13 protein-coding genes and 3 pseudogenes are annotated in these 16,673 nt (G+C 68.7%); 12 read left to right on the forward strand and 4 right to left on the reverse strand.

The window, feature by feature from the left end; genetic code table 11:
* From KWI83_RS38660 to KWI83_RS17520, 6 genes and pseudogenes are all read left to right on the forward strand, one after another.
* A pseudogene (locus KWI83_RS38660) lies at nucleotides 1–152 on the forward strand (RimJ/RimL family protein N-acetyltransferase); the annotation flags it as partial.
* Between the two features lie 335 nt (nucleotides 153–487).
* Nucleotides 488–1,060 (forward strand): winged helix-turn-helix domain-containing protein, encoded by a 573-nt coding sequence (locus KWI83_RS17500; protein WP_218515458.1) that lies wholly within the window; start codon nucleotides 488–490, stop codon nucleotides 1,058–1,060.
* The gene (locus tag KWI83_RS17505; RefSeq protein ID WP_218515459.1) at nucleotides 976–1,542 is read left to right on the forward strand and encodes a transposase; all 567 of its coding nucleotides are present in this window, start codon (nucleotides 976–978) and stop codon (nucleotides 1,540–1,542) included. The genes KWI83_RS17500 and KWI83_RS17505 overlap by 85 nt, the downstream gene beginning before the upstream one ends.
* 8 nt (nucleotides 1,543–1,550) lie before the next feature.
* Nucleotides 1,551–2,956 (forward strand): annotated as a pseudogene (locus KWI83_RS17510) (transposase); the annotation flags it as partial.
* Nucleotides 2,956–3,627: pseudogene (locus tag KWI83_RS17515) on the forward strand (ATP-binding protein); the annotation flags it as partial. The pseudogenes KWI83_RS17510 and KWI83_RS17515, both read left to right, overlap by 1 nt.
* 1,243 nt (nucleotides 3,628–4,870) lie before the next feature.
* Nucleotides 4,871–6,103, forward strand: a complete 1,233-nt coding sequence (locus KWI83_RS17520; protein WP_218515296.1) for a hypothetical protein — start codon at nucleotides 4,871–4,873, stop codon at nucleotides 6,101–6,103.
* 77 nt (nucleotides 6,104–6,180) lie between these two features.
* Here KWI83_RS17520 and KWI83_RS17525 read toward each other — a convergent pair whose 3' ends face one another.
* Nucleotides 6,181–7,773: an ISL3 family transposase gene (locus KWI83_RS17525; protein ID WP_218515297.1), complete on the reverse strand. Its 1,593-nt coding sequence runs from the start codon at nucleotides 7,771–7,773 to the stop codon at nucleotides 6,181–6,183.
* 284 nt (nucleotides 7,774–8,057) lie between these two features.
* On the opposite strand from KWI83_RS17525, the gene KWI83_RS17530 reads away from it, so the two are divergent.
* From KWI83_RS17530 to KWI83_RS17545, 4 genes are all read left to right on the forward strand, one after another.
* Nucleotides 8,058–8,876, forward strand: coding sequence for an IS5 family transposase (locus KWI83_RS17530; protein ID WP_218515298.1), 819 nt, complete (start codon nucleotides 8,058–8,060; stop codon nucleotides 8,874–8,876).
* A gap of 147 nt (nucleotides 8,877–9,023) precedes the next feature.
* Nucleotides 9,024–9,665 carry a transcriptional regulator gene (locus tag KWI83_RS17535; RefSeq protein WP_218515460.1) on the forward strand — a complete coding sequence of 214 codons (642 nt, stop codon included), beginning with the start codon at nucleotides 9,024–9,026 and terminating at the stop codon, nucleotides 9,663–9,665.
* Nucleotides 9,666–9,676: 11 nt separating this feature from the next.
* Nucleotides 9,677–10,681, forward strand: coding sequence for an ornithine cyclodeaminase family protein (locus tag KWI83_RS17540; RefSeq protein WP_308122087.1), 1,005 nt, complete (start codon nucleotides 9,677–9,679; stop codon nucleotides 10,679–10,681).
* Nucleotides 10,678–11,856 carry a DSD1 family PLP-dependent enzyme gene (locus KWI83_RS17545; protein WP_218515299.1) on the forward strand — a complete coding sequence of 393 codons (1,179 nt, stop codon included), beginning with the start codon at nucleotides 10,678–10,680 and terminating at the stop codon, nucleotides 11,854–11,856. Before KWI83_RS17540 ends, KWI83_RS17545 begins: the two co-directional genes overlap by 4 nt.
* Here the strand turns inward: KWI83_RS17545 and KWI83_RS17550 are convergent.
* Nucleotides 11,843–12,373 carry a hypothetical protein gene (locus tag KWI83_RS17550; RefSeq protein ID WP_218515300.1) on the reverse strand — a complete coding sequence of 177 codons (531 nt, stop codon included), beginning with the start codon at nucleotides 12,371–12,373 and terminating at the stop codon, nucleotides 11,843–11,845. The genes KWI83_RS17545 and KWI83_RS17550 overlap by 14 nt on opposite strands.
* A gap of 758 nt (nucleotides 12,374–13,131) precedes the next feature.
* Nucleotides 13,132–13,620 carry a MarR family transcriptional regulator gene (locus KWI83_RS17555; protein ID WP_308122088.1) on the reverse strand — a complete coding sequence of 163 codons (489 nt, stop codon included), beginning with the start codon at nucleotides 13,618–13,620 and terminating at the stop codon, nucleotides 13,132–13,134.
* A 156-nt stretch (nucleotides 13,621–13,776) separates the two neighbouring features.
* Between KWI83_RS17555 and KWI83_RS17560 the strand changes: the two genes are divergently transcribed.
* Nucleotides 13,777–15,192 carry an aminotransferase class I/II-fold pyridoxal phosphate-dependent enzyme gene (locus KWI83_RS17560; RefSeq protein ID WP_218515302.1) on the forward strand — a complete coding sequence of 472 codons (1,416 nt, stop codon included), beginning with the start codon at nucleotides 13,777–13,779 and terminating at the stop codon, nucleotides 15,190–15,192.
* Nucleotides 15,193–15,567: 375 nt separating this feature from the next.
* On the opposite strand, the gene KWI83_RS17565 is transcribed toward KWI83_RS17560, so the two are convergent.
* Entirely contained in the window at nucleotides 15,568–16,005 is a 438-nt protein-coding gene (locus KWI83_RS17565; RefSeq protein WP_218515303.1) for a MarR family winged helix-turn-helix transcriptional regulator, read from the reverse strand.
* 124 nt (nucleotides 16,006–16,129) lie between these two features.
* Between KWI83_RS17565 and KWI83_RS17570 the strand changes: the two genes are divergently transcribed.
* The gene (locus KWI83_RS17570; RefSeq protein WP_256362427.1) at nucleotides 16,130–16,633 is read left to right on the forward strand and encodes a hypothetical protein; all 504 of its coding nucleotides are present in this window, start codon (nucleotides 16,130–16,132) and stop codon (nucleotides 16,631–16,633) included.
* Nucleotides 16,634–16,673 lie beyond the last annotated feature (40 nt).

Genomic DNA, 16,673 nt, shown 5'->3' on the forward strand with positions numbered 1-16,673 from the left:
TAGCACTTCATCGTCGGCTCGGTTTCGTCGAGGAGGGGCGCCTCCGCGATCGCGCGTTCCTTGCCGGCCGACACCATGATCTCGTCGTGATGGGCATGCTCGCCGATGAGTTCGCCCAACGGCATTCGATCAGAGAGCCTGCTCGCCCCTGACGGCGGCCTGTGGATACTCCCCGTAGGCGGTCTTTTATCTAGCACTTTGTGGCCGCGAGCTTCCCCACTGGCGGCCGGATACCTCCCCGGACCTGGACGGACACCGGCCAGCGAAGCTGGCCGGTGTGAAGAACAGCAGGGAAGATCATGGAAATCCTGGAGGCGTACGACCTCACGGGGAGTTACCGCGCCGCGGCCGAGCTGGCCGGCGTCGACCACCACACGGTGGCCCGTTACTGACTTCGGCTCGTCAGGGTGAACTTTGGCGAAGTCCCTGATGGGTCTGGGGTGGTGGCCGTATCACGTGCTGTGTGAGATACGCGGATGGGGGCGGGCTGACTGCTGCGGGACGCCAGCGCCGGGAGACCGTGCGGATGCAGGCGGCCGAGCTGTTCGAGCAGAAGGTCAGGCCATCGGAAGTCGCGCGGCAACTGCGGGTGAGCCGGAAATCGGCCTACCAGTGGCACCAGCTCTGGCGGGACGGTGGTGTGCAGGCTCTGGTCTCGCGTGGCCCGAGCGGTTCGCGGTGCCGTCTGTCCCCGCGCTGTCTGGAGAAGCTGGCCGTGTATCTGGAGCAGGGCCCGGCCGCACACGGCTGGGTTGAGGACCAGGTGTGGACCGCGGCGAGGGTGGCCACGCTGATCGGCAGGAAGTTCCACGTCTCCTACAGCGTCTCGGGTGCGACAAGGCTGATGCACCGGCTCGGTTTCAGCCCGCAGGTCCCTGCGCGGCGGGTCGCCGAGCGCGACGAGCAGGCCGTGACCACGTGGAAGGAGGCGACCTGGGCCGAGGTAAAAGAGCCCGGGCGGCCTGCGGGGGTTACATCTGCTTCGAGGACGAGGCAGGCTTCACCCGGCGGCCGCCCAGGGGACGCACCTGGGGGCGGCGCGGCCGCACCCCGCAGGTGACGGTGAGCGGTCGACGCTCGGGACGCCTGTCCGTAGCCGGGCTGATCGCCATGCGACCCGGCTCCCGAACCCGGCTGTGCCATCGCCTGCGCACCCACCAGGCGGGCAAAGGCAAACGCCGCAGCATGGGCGAGCGGGACTTCATCGAGCTGATCGACGGCATCCATCAGCTCGTCAAGGCGCCGGTCGTGCTGGTGTGGGACCGCCTGAACACCCATGTCTCCCGCACCATGGGCGAGCTGATCGCCGAGCGTGAGTGGCTGACGGTGTTCCTACTGCCCGCCTACTCACCCGACCTTAACCCGGTTGAGTGGGTATGGGCGCACGTCAAACGCAGTCTGGCCAACCTCGCGGTCGTAGCCCTCGACCGGCTGGAAGCACTCGTACGCAACCGACTCAAGCGCCTTCAGTACCGGCCCGGCACCCTCGACGGCTTCATAGCCGGCACCGGCCTGACCCTCGACGAACCAGCGTCACCCTGACGAGCCGAAGTCAGTATGTGAAGTTGCGCGAGACGGGCGAACGCCCCGCCGAGCGTCAGCACCGGGCCCGCCCGATCGATGAATTCATGGACAAGATCGAGGAATTGGTGGCCGCCTCGAAGGGGCGGATACGCGCGGACATCGTCCACCGGCGGATCACTGCGATGGGCTTCACCGGCGGGGACCGCACCACCCGCCGCGCGGTCGCCGAGGTGAAGGCGAGGCTGCGGTCGGGCCACCACCGGGTCTATCGGCCGTGGATCGCCGAGCCAGCGCTCTGGCTGCAATGGGACTGGGGTGAGGGGCCGCGCATCGGCGGAAGACGTACATCGTTGTGGTGCGCCTGGCTGGCCTGGTCGAGGTTCCGGGTGGTCATCCCGGTGTTCGACAAGACGCTGCCGACCATCGTGGCCTGCCTGGATGCCACGCTGCGGCGGATCGGCGGGGTCCCGACCTATGCGCTGACCGACAACGAGAAGACCGTCACGACCGAGCACATCGCGAACATCGCGGTCCGCAACCCGGAGATCGTCGAGGTCGGACGGCACTACGGCATGACGATCCGCACCTGCCTGCCGGCGGATCCCGAGACGAAGGGCGGCAGCGAGGCGACCGTCCGCATCGCGAAGGCGGACCTGGTGCCCACCTCGGCGAACCTGCTGCCCCAGTACAAGACGATGGGCCAACTCGAGGCGGCCTGCCGGGAGTTCTGCGACACGGTCAACAACCGGGTCCACCGCGCCAGCCGCCGCAAGCCCGCCGAGGCCCTGCTCGAGGAACAGCAACGGCTGCACCCGCTGCCCAAGGAGCCCTTCACCGTCGCCTTCGGCACCACGCGGCGGGTGAACTGGGAGTCCACCATCTCCGTCGAGGGCGTGCGCTATTCGGTCCCGCACCACCTGGTCGACACCCGGGTCTGGGCCCGTTTCCACGGCGACGAGCTGATCGTCACCGCCGTCGGCGAGGACGGCCCCGCCGAGGTCGCCCGGCACGACCGCTCGGCTCCGGGACATCCGTCGATCAAGGCCGAGCACTATCCGCCCCGCGAGAACAAGGAAGCCGACCGCACCCCGCGGGCGAACACCGCGGAAGAGGCAGCGTTCCTCGCCCTGGGCCCGGGCGCCGCCTCCTGGCTGATCGAGGCGGCTGCCGCCGGAGCCCGACGCCTCAAGCCGAAGATGGCCGAGGCCGTCGCCCTGGCCAAGCTCCACTCGGTCGCCGAGGTCGACCGGGCGCTTGGGGCCGCGGCGATCGCCGGGCGGTTCGCGGAGAACGACCTCAGCTCCATCCTCAGCTATCAGGCCGGACTCGATTCGGTCGAGCCCAGCCGGGCCACCGAACAGCACAGCCTCCAGCCGGGCACACCTCCGCCTGGTCCAGCTTCGGCATCATGAACGACAAGGACGAGCACTGATGGCCACCCCGATCCGCACCATCTCCGGCGCCCACGGCGATCCTCTGGCCGAGGCCATCGAGCTGACCAAGCGGCTCAAACTCCCGTACCTGCGACGGGCGTTGAGCGACCTGATCCCCACCGCCAAGGCCCAACGCTGGGACCCCGCCGAGGTCGTCCGTGTCCTCCTCGCCGAGGAAGCCGCCGGACGCGATGCCGCGAACCTGCGGACCCGACGTAAGCGAGCCGGGTTCCCCGCGGGCAAGACCTTCGGCGACTGGGACGAGACCAAGTCCTCCATAACCCGCCAGGTCCAGGACTCATTGAAGACGCTGGAATGGGTCGGGCGCCTGGAGAACCTCTGCATCTGCGGCCCAAGCGGCACCGGGAAGTCGCACTTCACGGAGGCACTGGGACAGACCGCCGTCGAAGCCGGCCTGACCGTCGCCTGGTTCACCATCGAAGACCTCGGGGCCCTCATCCGCCGTCATCGCGCCGACGATTCCCTGGCCCGGGCGATGACCCGGTTGATCCGCACCGACCTGATCATCGTGGACGACATCGGACTCCTGCCCGTCTCACCGGACGCCGCCGAGGGCTTCTACCGCCTGGTCGATGCCGCCTACGAACGGCGGGCCCTGGCCGTCTCGAGCAACCTTCACCCGTCCGGCTTCGACGAGATCATGCCGAAGATCCACTTCTTGTGGACCGGTCGCGGAGCGTCACGGTGGTCCGTCCGAGAGGAGGATCTCTCAGCGGAGGAGGTCGAAGCCGGCCCGGCCATCTCATTCCACTCACTGCGCGCCTGGGGCATCGGCCAAATCCGCCTGCCGTAAGCTGCTGGCTCCGCCCATTCACCGGTACTGAACCGGGCGCCCGGTCGGGGCCCATCCGCGGGATCACCTCAGCAAGGCGGCCACAGCCACCAGCGCCGTGGTCACGGCAGCCACCACCCCGATGGTGGCCCCGAACGCAGCTCCCGCCCGCAGGACCGCCGCGGGGTACGACGCACCATCCCGACGCGCCAGATACCCCGCACCAGCCCCCGCCAGCAGAGCCCCCAGCACCACCAATGCACAAGCCAACAGCACCGTGAAAGCAACCACAGACACGCCCTCCGCTTCCTCGTACTCACATCCTCAGTGCGGTGTCGGGTGCTAGGACACGGCATGGCGGAGCACGTCGCCAGCCGATCCGGACACGCCGGACGGACTGGGAAGAGTGGCCACGTTGGACGTCCGGTCCGGCCAACCGGACCGGACGCGCCGGACGATCCGGGGCGTACTCAGTCGGGAAATGGCCGCTGGCGGAGCGGTCGCCAGCTGCCCTCTGCCGGGAAGGTCGTGCGAAGCGGCCCCCGGGCGGGGAAGCTTGGCGCACAGCCACCATTCGGCGGGAGAACAGGTGAAGACGCGGGACGACAACTGTCATCCGGGACGTGCGGCGTTGCAACGCGAGCTGGCCGGTTTGGAAAGGGCCGCCCTGCGTGGCGATCCGGGCCGCACGCGCGCTCGGGCGTGCCGGGAAGCCGGTCGGAAGACCTCGACGGCGTCCGACTGGTTCAACGGCATCAGCGTCCCTGGTGACTTCGACGACCTGTGGTCGCTCATTTCCGTCCTGGAGCGCTGGTGCATCGCTGCGGATCCACGGCGGCGTCGGGACGTCGAGGCCGTGCTAGCCGCCCGCCGGAAGAAGTGGTGCGCCCTGTGGGAGCAGGCGCGGGAGACCTCGCTACCGTTGGCGAGTGCTTCGGACTCCCTACGCCCACCGGTGCCCGGTCCGCCCTCCTCCGGCACCGAGGCGGTGCCCCGCCGAGCCGAAGCTGGCCCGGAGCTGGCGCAAGATGGCCCCGGTTCGGACTCGACTCCCCCGCTCACGGGCTGCGTACTGCTACCGGCCGGTCTCGATGCACTGCTCTTCCCGATCACGTCCCAGATGGACTGGGATGGTCGCATAGAGTTCGAGTTCAACGCCGGGGCCCTACCCTTCCTGGTGAGCGAACTCGTTAGCCAGGGCGCGACCGCTGTGGGGGCCGATCCGGGCAGCTCCCTTGCCGAAGCCAGAGCTGACACTCCCCCGGCGGTGCGGAGACTGACCCGCGTCCTAGACGCGACCAACGAGATAAGAGAAAGGGTGAATCTCGCCTTCCGCCCCATTGCCTCCGACCTTGGTCTCGACCCGGAGCGCATCGATGTAGTGGGTCACCCGTTCGGAGGCCCTCAGGGCCATGTGACAGAGCTGGCACCCGAGAAGCAGAGGTCGTGGTCGGACCTTCTGCTGGTGCACAGCACGACGTATCACCTGCTCCTTGGAATCGACGCTCGGGTGCAAATCGACGTGCCGCTGCGGGATTTCTCCGCCGCTGTACGAAGACTCAGACGTGCGGCGCGAAGTTCAGTCTCTGCCACTATGCTCGGATTCCTGAACGCCGTCGCGGCCAGTTACCACCCGCAACTTGTGGGCGCTGTCTCTCCGCTGGCCTCCAGCCTTGGCAGTCCGTGGGTGGACACCTTCGAGGACTACATCAAAGAGGTCGCTTATCAGGAGTACACGGCCATCCGATCCGAGCTCGGATATCCCGCACGCGCCGAGGCCATGCTCGAACGCACCTGGTCAGCATCGCGCCGTCTGCTCAGCACCGCCTCGGCGAAAGAACTCCTCAAACTGACCGTGCGTACGGTAGCGATCTCCGCAGGCGCCTCCTCGCCCCCACCTACGTCCCTCGCCGACTGCTTCGCGCCCAGACGCTACCTACCGCCGATCATAAAGACGACCACACCCCTCGCCCGCGCCTTCAGAAACTGGTATGCCCACCACGAGTACGGCAGTGTGAACTTCCAGTACCGGCACTTCGAATGGCTTCCCAGCGCCCGCCTTCCCAGCCTTCAGGAAGGGGAGGGCAGGATTTCCCTGGACTGGATGCAGAACGTCTACCAAACCGATCCTCCGGGAGACATCCGACAAAGCGAAATACAGTTGACCTTCGAGAGATTCTTCGCTCGAAACCTGACCTCACCCTACGTATGTCCTACCCATGACTTTGCGATGTCCTACGATGACATCGACGTCTCGTGGGGCGAGGAGGCACTGGAAATCTCCATCAACCTATGCTGCGAGCAAGGAGGGTGGGAAACGATAAGCAAGATGATGACCAAGAGGTCCACATGACGGACGTTGGCGGGGGGACGTGGCCGCGACAGACGCTATTCCACTTCGGGTGGTCTGATCGCGGAGCGTCACGGTGGTCAGTCCGCAAGGAGGATCTGTCGGCGGAGGAGGTCAAAGCCAGCCCGGCCGTACCCGTCCCTCTTGATCCGTTTCACCCTGTTGATGTTGCCCTCGACCTTGCCCGAGCTCCAGTCCAGGGTGAGTCCGGCGGTGACCGCGTCGAAGTCCTGCCGCAGGCCACGGGCCAGGCTGCACAGCGGCTTGAGCCCGGTGTTCCCGGCGCGGGTGATCCAGTCGTCGAGGTCGTTGCCGCGGCGCTCGGTCATCATCTGGGCGAAGGAGCGTACGCAGTCGGCGACGGCGTCCAGTTCGGGGCAGCGGGACAGGAGTTGCTTGAGATTGAGCGTGTCGTTCTCGTCGAGTTTGTCCGGGTGGACGGTGAGCATCCAGGTGGCCTTGCGGACCGTCAGCTCATCTGGCTTGGCGGGTGCGGGTTTGCCGCTGGCGCGGAGGTCTTGCAGGTGGCGGCGGACGGTACGTTCGCTGCCGCGGTAGCCCTGTTCGCGGATCTCTGTGCACAGCCGGGCCGCGTCCGTGCAGCCCTCGTTCCAGCGTTGGTACAGATAAGCGAGGTAGGGGTGGATGCGTCCGCTACGACGTGCGCCGGTCCCGGAGGGAACATCCTCGGGGGTGGCTGCGTGTGCGTACCGGCGCACCGTTTTGCGGTCCAGCCCGAGCACCTCGGAGATCACCTGGATCTGCACACCTTTGTCGTACAAGGCGCGCACGGCGGCGTGGCGCTCGCGACGCTGTATCGCGCGCAGCCCCTCCATCGGAGCCGGCACCTCCTGGTGCACCGACTCGGGCTCCTGCGTGGCGGAGTCGTCAGGGGACGCGTCCTCGGTAGGCTCGGCGAGGCAACTTCGGTGCGCGACAACGCACTTCTCGACGGCCTCGCACAGGTTCTTCCACAAATGAAAGCGGTCCGCGACCTGGATCGCGTCGGGGCAGGCGGTGCGCACGGCCTCGGCGTAGGCGCTGGCCCGGTCCCGGCAGACGATCTCCGCTCCCGGGTGTGCGCGGAGCCAGGCGGCGAGGGTGTCCGCGGTCCTGTCAGGCAGGACGTCCACTCGCTCCCCGGTCTCCATGTCCAAGATGATCGTCCCGTAGACGTGGCCCTTCTTCAGGGCGAAATCGTCCACACCCAGCACTCGCGGTGCCGCGCCGACCTGTTTGTCCGGAAGCCTGCGCACCAGTCTGAGCAGGGAGTTCACACTCGTCGGGACGGAGAGGTGCTTGGCCAGCCGCGCCGCCGGGCGTCCAGCCAGAGCCAGCGCGATCTGCTCCAGCGTTCGCCGCAGAGACGGTGTCCGCCGAGCGAACCGCTCCGTGAGCCCCTCAACCTGCTCGACGAACGTACGGCGACCGCACTCGGTCACCGGGCACAGGAACCGCCGCACCAGCAGATCAATCACGACCTTCCGCCCGGCAACCGCGAGGTCGGCCAGACGCCGCCGGTATCCGCCGTGGACACGGCTGGACACTGACCCGCACCCAGGACAGGCCGCCTCCCGGGTCACCGTACGCGCCGCGAGGGCAACCCCGTCGCCGTCCACCGTGGTCTCCTCCACCACCACGGACTCCAGATGGGAGAAGGTCGTTGAGAACACGCTGCAATCACACGAACTGCCATCCTTCCAGCCAGTTGTGACGCCGCGTCACCGCCCCACAAGAAGTGGATCAGAGCCCGCCGAGTCGGCCATGAGTGCGTGGAACATCTGGCCGCCACCGGGGATTACAAATGGCCGTTGACCCGCCCCGCGGTCGGTGGATGAGACCAGGCAGGGAGAGCAGAGCTCCGGGCTGACCGTCCCAGATTTTAGGGGTCCTTGGAGAATGATCTCCTTGTGGCACGGTGGAGAGGTATGTGATCCCGTGCTGTGTGGGGGTGGCCATGTCGCGGCGGAAGCCGTGGGAGGTCAGTGACGAGTTGTGGGCGGTGATCGAGCCGTTGCTGCCGAAGCATGAGCGGCGGTTCCGGTATCCGGGGCGTAAGCGGATCGATGACCGCAAGACGCTGCAGGGTGTGCTGTTCGTGCTCTACACCGGCATTCAGTGGGAGTACCTGCCGCAGGAGTTGGGCTTCGGCTCGGGACCTACCTGCTGGCGGCGGCTGGCCGAATGGCAGCAGGCCGGGGTGTGGGAGGAACTTCAGCGGGTGCTGCTGGACCGGCTGCGGGCGGTAGACCGCCTGGACTTCTCCCGCGTCGCCGTTGACGCTTCGCAGGTGCAGGCCAGGCGGGGGCGAAGCAGCCCAAAAGTCGGTCCGAGTCCCGTTGACCGTGCGCGACCGGGCTCGAAACACCATGTGCTGACCGACGCGCACGGCACCCCGCTGCGGGTGTCGCACACCGGCGGACACCGCAACGACGTCACGCAGCTCCTGCCGCTGGTCGACGGCGTACCGCCGGTGCGGGGCAAGCGGGGCCGGCCCCGGCGCAAGCCCCGGGCGTTGTATGCCGACCGTGGCTACGACCACGACAGCAACCGTCGCCGACTGCGCGAGCGCGGCATCGTCCCGAAGATCGCCCGGCGCGGACAGCCACACGGCTCGGGCCTGGGCCCTGTGCGGTGGGTTGCCGAATCCGCCATCGCCTGGCTCCACGGCCCTCACCGCTTACGGACCCGCTGGGAAGCCCGAGACGACATGCACGACGCCTTCCTCCAGCTCGCCCACTGCATGACCCTCGCCCGCAAGCACCCAGCATTCTGAAAGAACCCCTGAAGGGCTGCTGGACAATCACCGAGAGGATTCTTAGACTCATTATCCAGAAATAGAATAGTAATCTAGTCAGGTTTTGAAGATGGGGGCCTTGTGGCACGCGTTGTTGATGGTGTGGAGAGGGGCGAACGCGAGGGCATCGTCGCCTCGGCCTCGGCTGAGGCGGACGAGCACCTCATCCGTGAGGCCGAGAAGATCGCTGTTGCGCTGGGCCGCATGTTCCCGGGCCTGTGCGAGGTCGTTCTGCACGACCTGCGGGATCCGCAGCACGCGATCCGAGTGATCGAGAACAACCTTTCGGGCCGCGAGGTCGGGGACTCCGTCACCGAGCTGGGCCTGGCTCGTATCGAGGACTCCGGCTACCCCAGCGTGATCCAGAACTACCCCAACCAGTTCCCCGACGGTCGCCCGGCGAAGAGCACGTCCATCGGGATCAAGAACGCCGCCGGCGAGTACATCGCGGCTCTCTGCCTGAACCTCGACGTGTCGGTGCTGTCACCGGTGACGCTCGCGTTGTCGAACCTCGTGGCAACGGACACCGAGCACCGCGAGCAGGCCCTGGAGACCCTGCGGGACCGCAGCGCGCGCGAGCTGCGCCAGGCGGTGGAGGAGCTGGCCGCGGAGCGCGGAGCGACTCCCCGGTCGCTGGGGCGGGAGGACAAGAAGGCACTGGTGCGGCAGCTGCACCAGGACGGCTATTTCGACTCGCGTGATGCCGCACAGGCCATCGCGGACCTGCTGGGCGTGTCCCGGGCGACCGTCTACAACTACGCCAAGTGAAGGGGCATTTCGTGCACGCCGCAGGATCGGCCACCGGCCCCGTGCCCGCTTCCTCGACCGGCTCCGGCCCGTCACCGGCCGCGCGCCTTCTGCTGCACATCACTGAGGAGCAGACCGCCGCGCTCGTGGACGAGGATCTGGCCTTGGAAGCAGCCCGCGCCGCCTTCGCCGCGACGGTGGACGGCACGGTCTTTCCCAGTCTCGCCGTACACGGGTCCGACCCGCGCAACCAGTTCACCCTCAAGCCATCCGCGTCCGCGACCCACGCCGGGGTGAAGATCGGCACCTACTGGCCGGGCAACACCGAGCACGGGCTGCCGCGCCACCACTCCACCCTGCTGCTGTTGGACCAGACGATCGGCAGGATCGCGGCCGTCCTGGAGGTCGGCGCCGCGAACGCCTACCGGACCGCCGCGGCCGACGCCCTCGCCGTCGACCTGCTGGCCCGCGCCGGCACCACCACGCTGGCCATCTTCGGCACCGGCCACCAGGCCGGCTACGAGGTGGCGGCCGTCAGCCGCATCCGGCCCATCGGTGAGATCCTGGTTGTGGGACGCACCGCCGAGCGTGCCGAGCGGATGGCCGCGGTACTGGCAGCCCAGGGGCATACCGCCCGCAGCGTCGGCGCCGAAGAAGCCTGCGCTCGGGCCGATGTGATCGTCACCGCCACGGCCGCCCGGGCCGACACTCCGCCGCTGTTCGAGGCTGCGTGGGTCCGCCCCGGTACGCACGTCTCCTGCATGGGCGCCGACGCCCCCGGCAAGCGGGAACTCCCGCCCGAACTGTTCGCCCGCGCCCGTGTCTTCTGTGACCTTCCCGAGCAGGCCCGCCGTATGGGCGAAAGCCAGCATGCCCCGGCCCAGACGGTCCTCACCCCGCTCGGCGAGGTCCTCACCCAACGCGCCACGGGGCGCACGGACGACAGCGACATCACGGTCTTCGACAGCTCCGGAATCGGCGTGCAGGACCTGTATCTGGGCCTGGCCCTCCTGAAGAAGATGGACATCTCCCTGTGAACAACCCGGCAACCGCCGCCGGCCCCGGCACCCCCCGGACCCTGGCCGATCCCGGCACCCCGTTCGCCGTCGTCGACGCCCACAAGGTGCGGCGCAACATCGAACGACTGGCAACCAGGGCCGACCGGCTTCAAGTCGCCCTGCGCCCTCACCTGAAGACGGCCAAGAGCCTCGACACCGCCGCCCTCCTGCACCACGGCACCCCCTGCCCCGTCACCGTCTCCACCCTCGCCGAGGCCGAGGCGTTCGCCGACGGCGGCTACACCGACATCACCTACGCCGTCGGCATCGACCCCCACAAACTCCCGCGCGTCCTCAAGCTGCTGCGCCGCGGCGTCACCCTGCGCATCCTGCTGGACAGCACCGAGCAGGCGGAGTTCGTCGCCCAAGCCTCCCGCGAGGCCGGCCTCCCCGTCCCCGCCCAGATCGAGATCGACTGCGACGGCCACCGCGGCGGCCTCAAGCCCGACGCACCCAAGCTCGTCGAGACCGGCCGCATCCTGCATGACGCGGGCTGTCTGGACGGAGTGCTGACCCACGCGGGCGAGTCGTACTTCGCCTACACCGGCGAGGAACAGCGCCTGGCGGCGAAGAACGAACGCGACACCGCCGTCGTCGCGGCCGAGCGGCTGCGCGCGGCCGGCCTGCCCGTGGCCACCGTCAGCGTCGGCTCCACCCCCACCGCCCACGCCGCCGAGGACCTCACCGGTGTCACCGAACTGCGCGCCGGCAACTTCGTCTTCTTCGACCTGGTGATGGCCGGCATCGGCGTCTGCCGCATCGAGGACATCGCCCTGTCGGTCGTCGTCACCGTCATCGGACACCGCCCCGAGTACGGATGGGTCGTCACTGACGGCGGCTGGATGGCCATGTCCCGCGACCGCGGCACTGCCGTCCAGGCGCAGGACCAGGGCTACGGACTGGTCACCGATCTGGACGGCAACCTCATCCCGGACCTGGTCATGACGGCCGCAAGCCAGGAACACGGCACCCTCACCGCCCGCGACGGCGCCCGCCTGCCCGACCTGCCCGTCGGCACCCGCCTGCGCATCCTGCCCAACCACGCCTGCGCCACCGCCGCCCAGCATCACGGCTACCACGTCATCGACAGCACCCGAACCACGAACACCGCACCGGAGATCCAGGACATCTGGCAGCGCGTCACCGGCTGGTGACCAGCAAGTGCACCGGACCAGCCGCCCGGTCAGCGGATGCGGGGCAGGCCTTGTCCGGATGTGCGGCGTGCACGTACTTCACCGCGATGTTGGGGTGGATGCCAAAGAGACGGACGAGGTGTACGGGGTCGGCGGTCTCTCGTGCCTCATAGAGGATGCGGTCGGCCCACACCTGCCGGGGCAGCAGTCCGACCTGGTCGAAGGCAGCCCGCAGGGCACAGTAGCTGAGCTGTGGCGATGCCGGATGCCGATAGGAGTGGGTGGTGATGATCAGGTGCGGGTTACTGGCCTGGGGCCAGCGGCGTATGCGTTCGCGCAGCCAGTCGGCCACGAGGCGGGCGCTCAGGTCGTCGAGACAGACGGTGTGGGTGTGCTCGCCGCGGTGCACCGCCAGCGTCCGCCGGACCACGTCGGCATCGGCCAGGTCGAGGCGGGCGATCTCCACGGCGCGCACGGCATGGATGGCGACCAGGCCGACGATGATCCGGGAGGCAGGCCCGTCCAGCCGGTCCAGCACCCCTGCCAGCCGATCGCTGGACAGCGGCAGCGGCAGGTGTGGGCTGCAGCCACGGCGTCACGCTGTACCTGCCCGGCGTGCCCAGTGCCGCCACGAGGCCCGCTTCCAGCAGGTCCGTGCCGGCCGCCAGGATCATCAGGGCCACGCCGACCGCGCGCAGCCCACTGCGCCGACGGCCGCCTGGCACGGCCGGTCCGTCGATCACGGGCAAAAGGTTCACGGCGCCAGAGTTAGGGGTCCTTGCACTATGAGCGTCCGATCAGGTCGCGTGGTCTGGTGCCGTGCATCGCAAGGCGCCGGAGCGCCCTGGTAGCGGAGCTACCTGGGCGTTTCGGCAACGCGGCGAGGTGCGGTGCCAGGCCGCGCGACCCGGGCGGGCATAGTGCAAGGACCCCTAAGCACCCTGCGGCCCGGCAGGATCGACCGAACGGCCATCGCCGCCCGAGCGGGGCCGCCTCAACAGTGGCCGAATGACCGAGGCGCGCGCGGGATCACGCGAGGAAGGTGGGCGATGTCCGCCTCAGGTGCGGTCCTCCGCGCGCTGGTACTGCTCGCCGTCTGGCAGGGCGCAGCCACCGTACCGACCGCACCGCCTGTCGCATCCGGCTCCCAACCGGCACAGCACCGCCATCCAGTGCTGGACCCCGACGTACCCGGGCGGAACGCCGGTCACCGCGGTCGCCCGGCCACCGGGTTCCGCTCTCGCGCGGCGCTGTCGGCGCACCACCCGCAGCGGAAACCGCCATGGGCCAGCGATGTCAGTCGGCGGCGTCGCGCAGCGCCTCGTTGATGTCGCTCAGCGCGCCGGTCAGCCGTGTGTAATCGTCGCGGGCCACGGGGGTGACGAAGTACCGCTCGACGACATGAGCGTGAACGGTCGCGGCCTGAAGGAATACGGTACGGCCGTGATCAGTCGGTTCCACCAGCACGCTTCTGCGGTCCTCCGGTGACGGGACGCGGCGGACCAGGCCGGCCTCTTCCATGCGGTCGATCAGCCGGGTGGTGCCACTACTGGTGAGGGTGAGGTCGTCGGCCAGCCGGCGCTGGGAGACCTCCTCGCCCGGCTCGCGGCACAGCCTGATGAGGACTTCCAGCATCGTGTGACTGATCCCGCACTCCCGTCGCAGGGCGGTGTCGATCCGCTGCTCCAGGCGGGTCGCGGCTTTGATCAGCAGCCCGAAGTCGTGAACGAGCCGGCTGTTGGCAGCACGGGCGGCCTGGTCGCCCCGCCTGGTCGTGGCATTCACCTGGGCAGGTCCTCCCATCCTTGACGGTCGTGGCTCGCGAGTTTACTGCCACATCACCTACTGACGTCTCAATTGCTGAGCAATCAATTGCTGACTGGTCAACGAAATCCTATGGTGGGCGCCACCCCGTCGGCCACATCGGAGAGAGGGACATCCATGGACCTGCAGCACTGGCTCGGCCGAGCCACCCACGCGATACAGGACTGGGCCGACACCTTCGGCCCCTACCAGCCGCACCCGTCACTCCAGGTCGACGACGACCGCTTCGCCACAGCCTTCGAGGAGTTCACCGGGAGACTGCGGGACAACTACCCCTTCTTCCACCCGCACTACGCGGGGCAGATGCTCAAGCCCCCGCACCCCGCCGCGGTGGTCGGCTACCTCACCGCCATGCTCATCAACCCCAACAACCACGCCCTGGACGGCGGCCCCGCCACGGCCCGGATGGAACGCGAGGCCGTTGCTCAGCTGGCCGCCATGTTCGGCTACGACACCCTCCCCCGTAGCCCTTCGGGCACGGGCGGTGCCCCCATTCGCTCCGACTACGCTCCGCTCGGCCACCTCACCACCAGCGGCACGATCGCCAACCTCGAAGCCCTCTTCGTCGCCCGGGAATTCCACCCCGGCCGAGGAGTCGCCTACAGCGCGGACGCCCACTACACCCACGGCCGCATGTGCCGTGTGCTGGGCATGGAGGGACACGCGGTGCCCACGGACAACCGGGGGCGTATGGACCTCGACGCGCTCGAGGACCTGCTGCGCGGCGGCCGGGTGGGCACGGTCGTGCTGACCGCCGGAACCACCGGGCTGGGGGCCGTCGACCCGATCCACGAGGCCCTGCTCCTCAAAGAGCGTTACGGCGTCCGTATCCACGTCGACGCCGCCTACGGCGGCTTCTTCACCCTGCTGGCCGGCGCCGACGGGCCCGAGGGGCTCGCGCCCGAGCCATGGCAGGCGATCGCCCGCTGCGACTCACTCGTCGTCGACCCGCACAAACACGGGCTCCAGCCCTACGGCTGCGGTGCCGTCATCTTCCGCGACCCCGAGGTGGGACGCTTCTACCTCCACGACTCGCCCTACACCTACTTCACCTCCACCGACCTCCACCTCGGCGAGATCAGCCTGGAATGCTCACGCGCCGGAGCCTCGGCCGCCGCCCTCTGGCTCACCTTCCAGCTCCTCCCGCCCACCACCGACGGCCTGGGCCGGGTGCTGGCTGCGAGCCGCCGGGCCGCATTGAAGTGGGCACAACTGATCACCGCATCCGACCACCTGGAGCTCTATCAACAGCCGGAACTGGACATCGTCAGCTACTTCCCCCTTGTCTCCCCCGCCACCCTGAGCGGCATCGACATGGCCTCCGGCCGCATCCTGGCGGACGGCATGACGAGCCCCGACCCGGTGTTCCTGAGCACCCTGAGAGCCGACCACGGGGCGTTCACCGCACGCCACCCCAAAATCACCGCGGACGCCGACAGCGCCCGCATCCTCCGCAGCGTGTTGATGAAACCGGAATCCGAGCACCATGTGGAGCACGTCCACCACCAAGTCGAACGGCTCACCCGATCCTGATGGCGATGACCGCCCGCGCATCAGGCGAGGACTGTGTCCACTGGCTCGTGTGCCTTCGGCGGGTGCTGGCCCGATCCTGGCACCTGTCGACGTCAAAGCCCCAGGCCGCGGCCTGCGGCTGTCCGCCCGCCGTGGCTGATGCTCGGTCCTGAGCCAGAGGCAGGGCGCCCGCCACCGCCAGGACGCGGACGGCGACCGCGGGTGCCAGGGCGCGCGCATCACCCGCGCCGTGCCGTCCCGACGGACGGGGGCGGGCCCATGGCCTCTGCGATGACGGCGAAGGCGACTGTCTTTCGGTCCGGGCGACCGGCTGCAGGTGGCCGTGCGGTTACCCCGGTCCGTCCTGCGCCGAGGGTCTGCGCGTCCGCGCGGAACTCACTCGCCGGCGTCGCGGAGCGTGCGCAGGATGCGCTCCAGGTGGCGGCGGTCCTCGGATGAGAGCGGTCCGGTGACGTGGCTGCGGAGATGGGAGACGTGGGCGGTCATGGCGCGGTCGAGCGCCTCGGCGCCCTTGTCGGTCAGCGCGGCGAGTGCGGCTCGTCGGTCGTCAGGATCGGGGTCGCGGCGGATCAGCCCTTCCCTCGCCATGCGGTCGGCGAGCCGGGTGAAGCCGCCCGAGCTGAAGGACACGGCCTCCGCCAGGTCCGTCATGCGCAGCCGGTGCCCGGGAGTACGGCCCAGCCGCAGCAGCACCTCGAACCAGGTGTCCGGGACTCCCAGGTCGCGGTGTACCAGGGGCTTGAGGCGAGCGAACGCCTCCACGAACAGGCCGTAGAGCGTCACGTCGTCGTCGTTCAGCAGGTGCTCGTTCACCCCACGAGGATGACAGAAAGCCGAGCGCGGAAGAAGCTGCCATTGCAATATCTGCTCCTACAGATATATTGTCTGCGTCGGCAGATACTTCCCCTGTACGCCCCCACAGATGTGGAGCCCGATCATGCGTAAGCGCACCCTCCCCGCGTTCGGTGTCGCCGCCGCCACGGCCGGCGCCCTCACCCTCGGCCTGTCCCTGGCACCCGCTTCGGCGGACGCCACCCCCGCCTCGCACGGGCACCGCACGATCACCATCGAGGCCGTCGAGAAGGGCACCGCGATCAACATGGTCGACGTCGCCCCGGCCGACTCCGCCCTCGGCGACCAGCTGATCGGGACCGGCGACCTCATCGGCCGCGACGGCCGCAAGCTGGGCACCAGCAGCTTCGTCGGCGTCTCCACCGACGCCAAGCCGCGCACCGCCGAGCTGCTGACCTTCGTCTACGAGCTGCCCGGCGGCAAGATCACCACGGCCGGTACGGCGAAGCTCTCCGCCTCCGGACCCGTCTTCGACGAGCGGTTCGCCATCACGGGCGGCACCGGCAGGTACAAGAACGCCTCCGGAGAGGTGCGCGTCCTGCAGGAGACGGTGGAGCGGGCGAAGGTCACCTTCGAGATCCAGCGCTGACCACACCCACGCATACGAAACGAGTACGAACGGAGTCACC

The sequence above is a fragment of the Streptomyces sp. TRM70350 genome (genome assembly GCF_019219825.1).
Taxonomy (GTDB): domain Bacteria; phylum Actinomycetota; class Actinomycetes; order Streptomycetales; family Streptomycetaceae; genus Streptomyces.